The sequence below is a fragment of the Flavobacterium sp. SORGH_AS_0622 genome, from assembly GCF_030818825.1.
Taxonomy (GTDB): Bacteria; Bacteroidota; Bacteroidia; order Flavobacteriales; family Flavobacteriaceae; genus Flavobacterium.
Window position 1 is genome coordinate 738618 of record NZ_JAUTAX010000001.1, and the last position, 13918, is coordinate 752535.

The following is a 13918-nucleotide window of genomic DNA, read 5'->3' on the forward strand; positions in this document are numbered from 1 at the left end:
AATTCTTGTGCCAAATTTTGACTTTTTAGCTTAGCGTTCGATTTTTTTTATGACGAAAAAATTTTAGTCATTATAAATTTTATATTAAAGAATGAAGAGTTTAATTATACTTGAATTTGCCCTTATTTTCTTCACTGTTCTTGAGGTCTTGTTAAGAATGCACTAAAAAGCGGTAAAAAATGACAAAAGTGATTAACTTTGCAGCATGCAAATGGAGAAAAAAGACATACGAGCCTTATCAAAAGAGCAGCTTCGCGATTTTTTTGTTGAAAATGGAGATAAAGCTTTTCGCGGAAATCAGGTTTATGAATGGCTGTGGAGCAAAGGTGCTCACAGTTTTGAAGATATGACAAATGTAGCGAAGACTACAAGATCTATGCTTGAAAACAGTTTTGTGATCAATCATATCAAAGTGGATACGATGCAGAAAAGCAGTGACGGAACTGTAAAAAATGCTGTGCGCCTTCATGACGGACTTGTTGTTGAATCTGTTTTAATTCCAACAGACACGAGAACGACAGCTTGTGTTTCTAGTCAAGTAGGATGCAGTTTAGATTGTAATTTCTGTGCGACAGCAAGATTAAAAAGAATGCGAAATCTGGAACCAGGAGAAATCTACGACCAGGTTCTGGCTATTGATAAAGAAAGCCGTTTGTACTATAATCATCCACTTTCGAATATCGTTTTTATGGGAATGGGAGAGCCTTTAATGAATTACAATAATGTCATTAAAGCAATTGATATGATTACTTCTGAAGAAGGTTTAGGAATGTCTCCAAAACGAATTATGGTTTCGACTTCTGGAATTCCTAAAATGATCAAAAAAATGGCAGATGATGACGTGAAGTTTAAATTAGCAGTTTCACTACATTCTGCAATTGACGAAACTCGCGCGAGAATCATGCCATTCAGTAAAAATTTCCCTTTGAAAGATTTACGTGAAGCTTTAGAATATTGGTACAGAAAAACCAAAAGCAAAGTTTCGTATGAATATGTAGTGTGGAAAGGAATTAACGACGATAAAGCTTCAGTTGATGCATTAGTAAAATTCTGTAAATATGTGCCTTGCAAAGTTAATTTAATTGAATATAATCCAATTGATGACGGCGAATTTCAGCAAGCTTCAGAAGAATCTATTGCGGCTTATATTAAAGCATTAGAGAATATCGGAATAGTTGTAAAAGTAAGACGAAGCAGAGGTAAAGACATAGACGCCGCATGCGGCCAGCTAGCCAATAAAGAAGCAGAATAAATATTCGCCAGAATATATTACGTTAGAAATATCTGATTGGTAGAAAAAAGTATTAGAGTAAATATTCGCTGAAAATATTATTCCGTTAGGAATATTTCATTGCTCAAAAAACAGAAACCAATATACTCCGTAGGAGTATCTCATCGGTAGAAAAAAAATGATGACAATGAAAATATGTTCCGTAGGAACATTTGAAAAATAACACAAATAAAAAAAGCATTAAAAACAAGGATCAATCTTGTTCTTAATGCTTTTTTTTCGGGCAAAAAGGATTTTATTTTTTCAAATCTATTTCTTCTGTAACGCCATCTTTAGTTACTGTTGCAAGAGTATCACATTCTCCGCTTCCATAATCTATAGTTGCCGAAGCGCCGTTTTTAGTAATTGAAACAATTCCTTTTACAGCAAAAGATTTTCTGCACAAAGCATTAAATTCTAAAGGAGTAGTAATTTCTGCCGAGTAAGTATCTCCGTTAGGAAAAGTTGTTGTACCGCTTCCTGTAACCACAAACACGTTATCATCCCAATCAAACCAAGTATCGTAACCAGAAGTCATTTCTTTTATCAAAGTTCCTTTTCTGGTGTAAACGCCTCCGTCATCAAAAGTAATAGTCAAATCAATTGCAGCTGTAGAAACAGGATGAGCTGTCACTAGCAAATTAGTTTCTTTAATTGTTCTCACAATACTTTTACTTCCTTGAAGTTTTCGTCCGTTATGGTAAAATCCTTCAAAAGTGTAACTAATAGTTTGGGTAGACGAACTAAAATCATTAGAAAAAGAAACAATCATTTTTCCTTTAACCGTATTTCCGTTATTCAAAGTACAGCCTTCAACACCAAAATCTACTGTTTTTGTCCAAGTATTATTGGTTAAAACTGTTGTTATGGTAGCGCAGCTAGGCAGAAAGTTTTTAATCGGTCCGCCAGGTTTTGCGTTAATATTAATTTGTGAGCTAAATTGATCTTCGGCAATATTGGTAACATCATCTACAGAGGCATCGATTTTAGAATTTGTGATAATTTCTTCGTTCGTAATCGTTTTTGCAGATCCATCATTTGTTTTTTCATCAGAATTACAGCTGATGAAAAAAGACATTGTAATACAAGTGCTAAGTAATAAAAATTTTGTTTTCATAAATAAATAGTTTTGGGTTCTTCTTTTAAATTAATGAATTCAAATCAGTATTAGTTAGAGCTATTTTTGGTGGGAATTTTTAGATTAAGACATAAAATATTAAAATCCTAACCTAAAATACACAACGTATTTTTATTAAAAATAGTATATTTGAAGTCTAAATGAATATTACGTCTCAAATAAAGCAGCCTATTTTTAACGAGATGGAACTTTTCGAAAAAAAGTTCCATGAATCGATGACCTCGAAGGTTGCCTTGCTAAACAGAATCACTTATTATATCGTAAACCGTAAGGGAAAACAAATGCGTCCGATGTTTGTTTTTCTTACTGCAAAAATGGTTTCTGGCGGTATTGTAAACGAAAGAACGTATCGCGGAGCTTCAGTAATTGAGCTGATTCACACAGCAACTTTAGTACACGACGATGTTGTGGATGATAGTAATCGCCGTCGTGGATTTTTCTCTATCAATGCGCTTTGGAAAAATAAAATTGCCGTTTTGGTTGGTGATTATTTATTGTCTAAAGGACTGCTGCTTTCTATTGACAATGGTGATTTTGATTTGTTAAGAATTATTTCTGTCGCCGTTCGCGAAATGAGCGAAGGAGAATTACTTCAAATAGAAAAAGCCCGCAGACTTGATATTACGGAAGATGTTTACTACGAAATCATCCGAAAGAAAACCGCAACACTTATTGCAGCTTGTTGTGCGCTTGGCGCGAAAGCCGTAATTGAAGATGATGTTCAGGTAGAAAACATGCGCAAATTCGGTGAGCTGATTGGAATGGCTTTTCAAATTAAAGACGATTTATTCGATTACAGCGAAGAAGCCATCGGTAAACCAACCGGAATCGATATTAAAGAGCAAAAAATGACATTGCCTTTAATTCACGTTTTAAATACTTGTACTCCGCAGGAAAAAAAGTGGCTGATAAACTCCATCAAAAACCACAACAAAGACAAGAAACGTGTAAAAGAAGTTATTGCCTTTGTAAAAAACAACAATGGTTTGGCTTATGCCGAAGACAAAATGGTGCAATTCCAGCAGGAAGCACTTTCTCTGCTTCAAAACTTCGAAGATTCTGAGTATAAAGAGGCGCTAACTTTGATGGTGAATTATGTTATTGATAGGAAGAAGTAAATATTTATTTTCTTTTATTGACTAAATAATATTCTCCTTTTCCATTATTTTTATAACCAGATGGAGGCTCTATACCACTTCCATTAGGATAAAAATATACAAATTCTTCTTCTAACTCTTTCTTGTCAATTACCTTAATATTGTCCTTATCTACTAAAAAAATAATTTCTTCAGTACGAAAGCTCTCCCAAATGTCTCTGTTAAAACCTTTAATATTAAATTTGGCATAAATCGTATTTCCTTTTACTGTCAAATTGATTTTAGAAAAGTAATCATAGACAGATTGTCCAAAGAAAATTGCTGTTGAAGAATAATCATCATTTATTTTTTCTAATGAATTTGAGTCATTTCGGAACCAAAATCTCAGATAAGATTTAAATCTTTCAGGATATTTGTTATCTAAATTGATATTGTCCTCATTGTCTAAGTTTATAGCGCTTCTCATTGTAAATTCTTTATTGACTGCATTATTATAATAACAATAGTTTAAAGTACCGTGAAGAAGTGTTAAATATCCTAAAACTGCCCGCTCAGGCTCAGATATCATTTTACAGTAATTTTCATTTATTAAAGATTTATGATCTTTTCCCTCTTGCAAGAAAATTATCATTTTATCTTTTAAAGGAGGTGAGTTAATAAAGTCAGCTTTAAATATTTTAATTAATGAATCTTTTTCGATTATTTTTTTCCAGTACATTTCACTGGCAATAATTGTATCTGTTTTAAAAACTTTGAACCAATTTGCAGTAATAAATTTTTTAGAATCCACTTCAATATTTTCTACTGAAGCGTTATACTCTTTAGATGTAGAATCAATTTTCGTATTTTCTTTTTGTTCAAATTTCTTTTGTTGGCAGGAACAAAGTAGGGCAAGGGTTATGATGTAGATTTTTTTGATCATTATTTAAGTTCAAAGTAAATTATAAATAAAACTTACAAAATAAGATTGAAGTTGAAATATTAATTGCTTTAGATAAATCTCAATTTTATTTAAATCTTATTTATTGTCTATCTTTCTAAACTGCTCTTTAAAATTAGCTAGTGGAATCATTACTGATTTATGACTTCCATCTGGATAAGTAAAAAGTAAAAACAAGAAATTATATTTGAGAAAGTCATTAAAAATGTCTTCTTTTTGCCCATCCTCTCTATTGGCAAAACCATCAAGCAAACGGGCAGTACAATCTTCATTATTACAATCCTTGAATTCTACTTTAACTTTGATATTTTCTATTAACTTAACTTCTGGATTTTGGTCTTTATCTGAATATTGACCAAATGCAATAAGGATACCATTTGACCTCTCAATATTATTAGGAAGAATAATATTTATAAATTCAGGTCGTTGCTTTGTTTTATTTTTTGCAACTGTCAATGTTAAAAATTCTTCTTCTTGTGAGCTTTCGCCATGTTGATATCCAACATCTAAAAACATCAACGTTCCTTTATCTGTCTTTTGAATGTCCCAAGTATATGCGGTTTCTAATGCTTTCTTTACAGTATCATGGCTTGAGTCAATTTCTGTACTTTGAATTGGTTTATTTTTTTTAATGTCAGAACAAGATATGTTTAGAATAATGAGGCTTAATATAATTCTGCTAATTTTCATGCGGGTCTTATTTTTATTTTTATAAAATAAAACTTACAAATTATTAAAAAAGTATAAATGAAACAGAAAATATTTTTAAAAGATTTAAAATTAATAGTAAACGAAGCTATTGTTTTGATTTTCTTTGTTTTTATGTGAGCTTGACAATGCATGAAATAAAGAATACATCCAATTTTTCGAATTTGGAATTTAAAATTTTATTTTTTTTTACTCTCATGCAACCATTTCAAATCGACAATCGTCTATGCTAATAGAAGTCTGTTTCTAAAACCAAAAACAAACCAAAAACCAAAAGCTTATAAATGAAAATTATTCATTTACATCAAGAAGAAACCAAAATCATAAAGTTGGCTGTCGAAAACAATCGTCAGGCCCAACAGCAGATTTACAGTAAGTTTTCTTCAAAAATGTTAAGTGTATGTCGTCAATATATAAAAGACATTCAATTGGCAGAAGATGTAATGATAACAGCATTTATGAAAGTGTTTACGAATTTAAAAAACTTTGAACACAAAGGAAGTTTTGAAGGCTGGATCCGCCGAATTATGGTTAACGAATGCATTTCGTACTTAAGAGTCCAGAAAAAAGTAAAATTTGCCGAAGATGAGTTTTTTGTAGAAGAAAGTTTTAATGAAATCGACAGCCAGTTTACCGTAGAACAGATTCAGTATTTAATTGACGCTTTGCCAGATGGCTATAAAATGGTTTTCAATTTATACGCAATTGAAGGTTACAAACACAATGAAATTGCCAAGATGTTAGGAATTAATGAAGGAACATCGAAATCGCAATTATCGCACGCTAGAAAAATGCTGCAAACACAAATTAGTATTTTAAAAAAACAAGATAATGGAACCGAATAATTTTGAAAAGGATTTCCGTGATAAACTTAACGAGAGAAAAATTGAACCAAGCAATAAAGCCTGGGATCGATTGGATGCAATGTTGAGTGTAGCAGAAGAGAACAAACCAATTACGATTAACTCAAATAAAAAATCGAAAAGAAAATGGTTGTACATCGCAGCCAGCTTTATTGGATTTCTATTGGTGGGAACTCTGTTTTTCAATCAAAATAAAAACGCAGTTGAAGTTCCAAAAACTGTAGTGGTTGAAAAGGAAATCCAAAAAGAATCAGTTACAAAACCAGCTATAAATAATATAGATTCAATTAAAACTGAAAATGCAATTGCTGAAAAAACTTCAGAACAAGCTTCAGCAAAACAAGAAAAAGTGAACAATCAAATTTCAAATAAAACCAATAAAAATGAATCAAATCAAATAGCGGAGTCTTCAATCATCATCAAAAACAATCAAGAAAAACAATCAGCCAGCAATCAAGTTTTAATTACAGAAAATGCTAAAAATTCCAATGTAGATCAGTTATTAGAAACTGCAGAAAATAAAGTTTTAGCCGAAAGTTCTACTAAAAAGGCAAAAGTAAAAATCAATGCCAGCGATTTACTCAATCAGGTAGACGGCGAATTAGAACTTTCTTTTAGAGAAAAAATGATTACAAAAGTAAACAAGAACTTTCAAGATGTCAAAGTCGCTTTATCGAATAGAAATCAAAAAGAGTAGAGGCAATGACAATGAAAATGGCAATATCAATATCAAATTTCATATCAAAAAATTAACCATTAACACTCAACAATTAATAATTAAAAATCAATCATCAATCATTTTTAAAATCAATCAATCATGAAAAATATTACTATTTATTTCATTCTATTCTTTTTCTTACTGATAAGCAAAGTAATGGGGCAGGAAACTTTTGAATCTGAAGCGAAAAGAATCGCTAATAAAATTGAGAAAATTACCAAAGAAGAGAAAGAAGCTCTAAAAGAAGAAGTTGAAGCTGTAAATGTTCAATTGTCTGAAGGTAAAATTACTCAGGAACAGGCTGATAAACGCAAAAAAGAACTTGCAGAAGCTCGAGCTGTAATTATTGAAGAAAAAATTACTTTGGCACAAAATGAATTAAATGATTTGGTGCAGAAAAAAGTAGATGGAAAGATAAAAGAAGATTCTTCTAAAGTCTATATGATTCGCTGGAAATCTCATAAAGACACCAAAGATTCTATACACGGCGAAAAAAGAACCACTTCTCAATTTGTATTTGCAATGGGATTGAATAATATGATGGTCGATGGAAAGCTTCAGGATTCCAATTACAGTTTTATTGGTTCGCATTTTTACGAATGGGGGTTTACGTATAACTCAAGATTATTGAAAAATGATAATCTGCTTCATGCCAAATACGGACTTTCATTAGTGTACAATAATATTCGTCCTACAGATAACAGAAGTTTTGTTGTAAATGGAGAGCAGACTAATCTGGAAGTGAATTCGGTTAATTTAAATGAATCTCGTTTTAGAAATGTCTATTTGGTTGCGCCTGTACATTTAGAGTTTGATTTTTCAAGACCAGTAGAAAGCAACGGAAAAACTTATTTTAAAACACATAGAAGTTTCCGTTTTGGAATTGGAGGCTATGCGGGAATCAATGTAAAGTCAAAACAGATTTTAAAATTTGAAGACGAAGATTTAAAATATAAAACCACTATAAAAGGGGATTACAATGTAAATAATTTTATTTACGGTCTGAGTTCGTATATCGGTTATAGAGAATTGAGTTTATATTTTAAATACGATTTAAATCCATTATTTCAGAATAATTTAGTCAAAGAGAATAACATTTCGTTAGGACTTAGAGTAGATTTAAACTAAAAGAATTGGTCGTTTAGTTAGTAAAAAAAGCATCTCAAACGAGATGCTTTTTTGTTTTAAAAATGATTAAAATTCAAATAGGATTTGCGTATTTTTACAAGCTCTCAACTTTAAAAATATATTAGACTTTGATTTCACAAAATACCATAGATTCTGTTTTTGAAACTGCTCGAGTAGAGGAGGTTATCGGCGATTTTGTGAATTTAAAACGTGCAGGAAGTAACTTCAAAGGATTGAGTCCATTCTCAGATGAGCGCTCTCCTTCGTTTATGGTATCGCCGGCAAAAGGGATTTGGAAAGACTTTAGTACGGGAAAAGGCGGCAACTCTGTTAAATTTTTGATGGAACATTCGCAGTTTACGTATCCAGAAGCCATTCGTTATTTAGCCAGAAAGTATAATATCGAAATTGAAGAAACAGAACAATCAGAAGCAGAAAAAAGCAAATACAGACATCCGCGAAAGTATGTATTTGGTTTCTGAATTTGCGGCCAAATATTTTCAGGATGTTCTCCTCAATAGTGAAGAAGGAAAAGCAATTGGTTTGTCTTATTTTAAAGAAAGAGGTTTTACCAATGAAACGATTAAAAAGTTCAACTTAGGATACTCTCCAGAAACTTGGGATGCTTTGACGAAAGAAGCCCTTGGAAAAGGATATAAATTAGAATTTTTAGAAAGTACAGGATTAACAATTGCCCGAGAAGACCGTCCTTTTGATCGTTTTAAAGGACGTGTAATGTTTCCAATTCAAAGTATGTCGGGACGTGTTTTAGGTTTCGGAGGACGTATTTTGACTAATGATAAAAAGGCGGCAAAATACCTAAATTCGCCAGAAAGTGATATTTACCATAAAAGCAAAGTCCTTTACGGAATTTATCATGCCAAGCAATCTATAGCCAAACAAAACAATTGTTATTTAGTTGAAGGTTATACCGATGTAATTCAGTTTCATCAAGCAGGAATTGAAAACGTTGTGGCTTCTTCAGGAACAGCTTTAACGCCAGACCAGATTCGTTTGATAAATCGTCTGACTAGAAATATTACAGTACTTTTTGATGGAGATGCTGCAGGTTTAAGAGCGTCAATTCGAGGAATCGATTTGATTTTGGAAGAAGGAATGAATGTTAGGGTTTGTTCTTTTCCTGACGGAGAAGATCCAGACAGTTTTGCGCGTAAAAATTCGCATGATGCATTAGTTGCTTATTTAGAAGAAAACAGTAAAGACTTTATACAGTTTAAAGCTTCGATCTTGATGGGTGAAGCTAAAAACGATCCAATCAAAAAAGCCGACCTGATTCGTGATATGGTTACGAGTATTTCAAAAATACCAGACCGTATTCAGCGAGAAGTATATATTCAGGAATGTGCACGAATAATGGATATTTCGGAACAGGTTTTGGTAAGTACGCTGGCGCAGTTAATTCAAAAGGATATTGCAGAGGCGAACAAAAAACAAAAACAGGATCAAAAGCCTTTTGAAGTTCATAGAAATCAGCCTCCAAAAAATGCTACATTTTCAGGAGGTGATCCAGAAGACCCAAGAACCGGACCGCCAGATGATTATCCTGGAGAACCGGGTTATTATCCAGAAGCACCAGCAGAAAAGGTAAATATTTTATACGGCTTTGAAAGAAAAATTATTGAAATTCTTCTTTTGTACGGAAGTGTGGTCGAAAATTTCGAAGATGTTTTCTTAAAGACAGATGAAGAAGGAAACATAAAAGAGGTTTCTGAAAAAAGAGAATATAAAGTATTTGAAAAAGTGTATTTAAGTCTACAAGAAGATGAGGTAGAATTGTCGAATACATTATTTCAAAATATTTACAACAATATAATTGATTTCTACAATCAAAATGAGACTTTTAGTTTAGATAAATATTTGATGCATTTACAGCCCGAATTTGCTCAGGAAGTAACCAATATTTTAATGGAAGACGAAAGAGTTACCATTCATAATTGGGAAGGGCAGAATATTTATCCAAAACATAAAAGCGAAACCATAGAACAAAATGTTTCTGAAACTATTTTTTCAATGCGATGGTATTTGGTATCTGGAATTATTGCAGAATTGAAAAATTCTCTTTTGACAAATCCGCAGGAAGATAATTCTGAAGTTTTGAGTATGGTTGTGGATTATTCTAAATTATTAAATAATTTTTCTAAGAAATTAGGGCGAGTAGTAGTGCCATATCATTAAAAGAAAAAAACTCTATCTAATGATGAATCAAAAGATAGAGTTTTTATAAAGATTTCCGATTTACTTAAAAAATAAAAATTAAGATCTTCGATTTGTAATTAAATAATTTCTAAAGTCTTCGCTTTATTTACTAAGTCAACTAAATTAGTAACATTTAATTTAGTCAATAATCTCAGTTTGTAAGTACTGATCGTTTTTTCGTTCAGGTTTAAGATTTTAGAGATTTCATTGTTTTTCTTTCCATCACTTAAGTAACGCAAAACTTCGATCTCGCGATTTGAAAGTTTTCTGTACAGACGCTCGCTTTTGCTTTGTTTCGCAATAAGGGCCATGTTTTTGCGTACTGTTTCGTTGATGATAATTTTTCCTTCGTGTACTTTAATAATAGAATGTCCTAGTGTTTCTAGTTTTTCTGTTTTGTGTACATACCCGGAAACTCCTGCTTTAATTGCATTTGGAGCATACATTTGCTCAGCAAGATCACTGAAAATAACAATTTTTGTTTTTGGGAAATTTTTTAGGATAGATTTAATTTCAAAGATGCTTGAAAGACCTTCTAATTCTAAATCTAAAATTAAAATGTCGATCTCCTTCGTCTGAAGAATGTCTCTAACCATTGAAAAATTGCCTACGTTGGCAACAATTGAAATTTGATCGTGGTCTTTAAAATAAGACTTAACGCCAAAGTGCGTCACAGGATGATTGTCTGCTAGACATACTTTAATCATAATTTTTACCTTTTTTAGAATTGTTCATGTTTTTGGAACTGTAAAATTAATAAATAAATTCTGTAATTAATTGCAGACAAATGTTAAAAAAAATTATTTTAACGTTTTTGGTATAGTACACACCGGAATTGGGTCCATTTTATGCTTGTTGCTGGTGTTTAATCTTTTATAAATTTCAAAGACAGATTTTTCTCTCCCCTCGAAGTCATCCGCCGTTTTTCCTGACTCCGCGGCTAACATTGCCCATTCGAGTTCATCATAACTTGCTCCTAATTGGTCTTCATCGGTACGATTGTCACCAAATAATCCATCTGTAGGTGCTGCTGTTAAAATTGACTGCGGAATTTCTAAAAATTCTCCTAATGCATAAACATCAGATTTCATTAAATCGGCAATCGGACTTAAATCTACGCCGCCATCTCCATATTTAGTGTAAAAACCTACTCCAAAATCTTCTACTTTATTACCAGTTCCAGCAACTAGTAAACCGTGAAGACCAGCTAAGTAATACAAAGAAGTCATTCTGATACGAGCGCGTGTATTGGCCAATGCTAAGCTTACTTTTGCATCATCATCTGTTTTGGGAACAGCATTTTTAAAAGATTCAAAAGTTTCAGTCAAATCAGTTTGAACATCAGAAACATTTGGGAAACGCTTTTTTAGCTGTTCAATATGTTCTTTTGCTCTGCTTACTTGACTTTCTGCCTGATGAATAGGCATTTCTACACACAATACTTTCAGTCCTGTCTGCGCGCATAAAGTTGAAGTTACCGCAGAGTCTACACCGCCAGAGATTCCGATTACAAAACCGTTTACTTTTGCGTTATTGGCATAATTTTTTAACCACTCTACAATATGCGTATTTACTTTTTCTGTCTGAATTGTACTTTTTTTAGCCATAATAGTTTAAGTTTTAAAATGCAGGGATGTATATTTGCAGAATTATTTCAAAGTATACATTTACTTTAAATTCTGGTAACACAAATCTAATTAAAATAAAATGAAAATTTATCGCTTTGCAGTGGTTCTGTGCCTGTTTTTTTTGTCTTGCGATCAAAAATCTAAGGTTGAAAAAGAAGTAGAAGAAATTCCCGTTGATATAAAAGTAGAACGTTTTGATAAGGTATTTTTTGAGACCAAACCTCAAGATCTTGCAAAGGTGAAAAAACAATATCCTTTTTTCTTTCCTGCCGGCAACGATGACAATATTTGGCTGCAGAAAATGAACGATCCGATCTGGAAGGAAGTTTATGAAGAGGTACAAAAAAAATACAGCAATTTTGAACCAGTTCGTAAAGAGTTTGATGCTCTTTTTCAACACGTAAAATATTATTTCCCTAAAACTAAAATTCCAAAAGTCATTACAGTTATTGGTGAGATGGATTATAGTGCAAAAGCAATTTATGCAGATAGCCTTGTAATTGTAGCTTTAGAACTCTATCTGGGGAAAGATCATAAGTTTTATGAATTCCCAAACTATTTAAAACAGAATTTTGAGGAAAGACAGATTATGCCAGATGTAGTTTCGAGTTTTTCTTACCGAAATATCCCATATTTACCAGACAGGAGTTTAGTGGCTCAAATGGTTTTTGAAGGAAAACAGCTTTATGCAAAAGACCTGCTTCTTCCAGATTATACAGATGCAGAAAAAATGGGTTATACACCAGAGCAGATTAAATGGTGTGAAGAAAATGAAGCCTATATGTGGCGTTATTTTATAGAAAATGAAATGCTGTACAGCGATGATCCAAAATTGACAACGCGATTTATGACACCAGCTCCTTTTTCTAAATTTTATTTGGAAATAGACAACGATTCTCCAGGCCGTGTAGGTGCTTGGATTGGGTGGCAGATGGTGCGTTCTTATATGAAAAACAATAATGTTTCTTTAGCTGAATTATTTAAAGTTCAGCCCAAAGAGATTTTCGAAAAATCAAAATATAAACCTAAGAAATAATGGCAGACACAATAAATTCAGAGATTAAATTCAACGTAGAATTAGACGAAAACCGCGTTCCCGAAAAATTAACTTGGAGCGCTCAAGATGGCGGAGTTAACGCTGAAGAAGCAAAAGCTATAATGTTGTCTATTTGGGACAGTAAAGCAAAAGAAACAATGCGTATCGATTTATGGACAAAAGATATGCCGGTAGACGAAATGAAGATTTTCTTCCACCAGACTCTAGTAGCAATGTCAGATACTTTTAAACGTGCTACAGACGATGAAAAAATGTCTGACACCATGAAAGATTTCTGTGATTATTTCGCTGAAAAATTGGAGCTGACAAAACAATAAAAATTCTAATAAAAAAAAGAAATCCCAAATGCCAAGCTTTAAAAATTGGAATTTGGGATTTTTTATTTCCTCTTTAAGGGATCTTCTTTCGCTTTTAAAATAAAATTAATCAAAAATTTTAAGGAGGTTTATTTTTATAGATTACTTTAGTAAGGTAAAATTAGATTGTATGCTGTTCCCATTTCTAGTAAGTCTTGTCGGATTATTTTTTTTGTTGTTAAATAGCATTCTTTTTTATACGACGCGAAAAAACAAAGATGTCCAGTATTTCATAATTACGGTTTATCTGATGTTTTTATTTGTGCAGGAATTGTGCTGTAATATTATTGGGTTTTATAGACCGGGATCAAATTTTTTCCTTTCCCATTACTACTTTATTTTTCAATTTATTGCTTTAAGTATATTCTTCTGGAGTTTGTTTACAAATGTTAGGTTGAAAAATGCAGTACTTTTTTTTCTTGTACTGGTTTTAATTTTATTGGCGATACAATATTACAGAAAACCAGATCTTTACTGGAAGTTTAATTTGTTTGAAATTGGTGTTGCCTCAGTGTTACTGATTTTATATGCACTTACTTTTGTGATACAAAATATTCGAATTGCTAAACTAGATTATTTGTATTTCTCTAATGGATTGATAATTTACCTTATCAGCAGTTTAAGTATTTTTTTGAGTGGTAATACCGATTCAGTAATTTTTACAGAACCATTTGTACTTGATTTTTGGTTTTTTAATTCTTTGTTTTACATCTTGTATCAATTCTTAATATTTAAAGAATGGAAAGTTTTAAGATATAAAAGGAATGCTAATGAATTCAAGTTGAAAGATATTCTCTA

The 13918-nt window shown here is 32.0% G+C and carries 12 protein-coding genes and 1 pseudogene; 8 read left to right on the plus strand and 5 right to left on the minus strand.

Translation table 11 applies throughout. The annotated features are described in order from the left end of the window. The first annotated feature begins 205 nt into the window (after positions 1-205). A complete protein-coding gene (gene rlmN, locus QE431_RS03225) occupies positions 206-1252 on the plus strand; it encodes a 23S rRNA (adenine(2503)-C(2))-methyltransferase RlmN (RefSeq protein WP_134139432.1) in 1047 nt (348 codons plus the stop codon). Positions 1253-1526: 274 nt separating this feature from the next. On the opposite strand, the gene QE431_RS03230 is transcribed toward rlmN, so the two are convergent. Then, a complete protein-coding gene (locus QE431_RS03230; RefSeq protein WP_307292520.1) occupies positions 1527-2387 on the minus strand; it encodes a hypothetical protein in 861 nt (286 codons plus the stop codon). A 161-nt stretch (positions 2388-2548) separates the two neighbouring features. Here QE431_RS03230 and QE431_RS03235 point away from each other — a divergent pair, with 161 nt between their 5' ends. Beyond that, positions 2549-3526 (plus strand): polyprenyl synthetase family protein, encoded by a 978-nt coding sequence (locus QE431_RS03235; RefSeq protein ID WP_307292523.1) that lies wholly within the window; start codon positions 2549-2551, stop codon positions 3524-3526. A gap of 4 nt (positions 3527-3530) precedes the next feature. On the opposite strand, the gene QE431_RS03240 is transcribed toward QE431_RS03235, so the two are convergent. Next, a complete protein-coding gene (locus QE431_RS03240) occupies positions 3531-4427 on the minus strand; it encodes a hypothetical protein (protein ID WP_307292525.1) in 897 nt (298 codons plus the stop codon). 96 nt (positions 4428-4523) lie between these two features. Next, entirely contained in the window at positions 4524-5135 is a 612-nt protein-coding gene (locus QE431_RS03245; RefSeq protein WP_307292527.1) for a hypothetical protein, read from the minus strand. Between the two features lie 302 nt (positions 5136-5437). Here QE431_RS03245 and QE431_RS03250 point away from each other — a divergent pair, with 302 nt between their 5' ends. The 4 genes and pseudogenes from QE431_RS03250 (at position 5438) to dnaG (ending at position 10058) form a co-directional block, all read left to right on the plus strand. Further along, positions 5438-5998 carry an RNA polymerase sigma factor gene (locus tag QE431_RS03250; protein WP_134139438.1) on the plus strand — a complete coding sequence of 187 codons (561 nt, stop codon included), beginning with the start codon at positions 5438-5440 and terminating at the stop codon, positions 5996-5998. Next, positions 5985-6713, plus strand: coding sequence for a hypothetical protein (locus QE431_RS03255; protein ID WP_307292530.1), 729 nt, complete (start codon positions 5985-5987; stop codon positions 6711-6713). Before QE431_RS03250 ends, QE431_RS03255 begins: the two co-directional genes overlap by 14 nt. Positions 6714-6833: 120 nt before the next feature. After that, positions 6834-7862 (plus strand): hypothetical protein, encoded by a 1029-nt coding sequence (locus QE431_RS03260; RefSeq protein ID WP_134139442.1) that lies wholly within the window; start codon positions 6834-6836, stop codon positions 7860-7862. A 128-nt stretch (positions 7863-7990) separates the two neighbouring features. After that, positions 7991-10058: pseudogene (gene dnaG, locus QE431_RS03265) on the plus strand (DNA primase). Between the two features lie 98 nt (positions 10059-10156). Here dnaG and QE431_RS03270 read toward each other — a convergent pair. Both QE431_RS03270 and nadE read right to left on the minus strand, forming a co-directional pair. Beyond that, positions 10157-10786, minus strand: a complete 630-nt coding sequence (locus QE431_RS03270) for a response regulator transcription factor (protein ID WP_008467169.1) — start codon at positions 10784-10786, stop codon at positions 10157-10159. Positions 10787-10879: 93 nt separating this feature from the next. Then, entirely contained in the window at positions 10880-11686 is an 807-nt protein-coding gene (nadE, locus tag QE431_RS03275; protein ID WP_307292537.1) for an NAD(+) synthase, read from the minus strand. 100 nt (positions 11687-11786) lie between these two features. Here nadE and gldB point away from each other — a divergent pair, with 100 nt between their 5' ends. Further along, entirely contained in the window at positions 11787-12743 is a 957-nt protein-coding gene (gene gldB / locus QE431_RS03280; protein WP_307292538.1) for a gliding motility lipoprotein GldB, read from the plus strand. Continuing rightward, positions 12743-13081, plus strand: coding sequence for a gliding motility protein GldC (gene gldC / locus QE431_RS03285; RefSeq protein WP_057117199.1), 339 nt, complete (start codon positions 12743-12745; stop codon positions 13079-13081). The genes gldB and gldC overlap by 1 nt, the downstream gene beginning before the upstream one ends. Positions 13082-13918 lie beyond the last annotated feature (837 nt).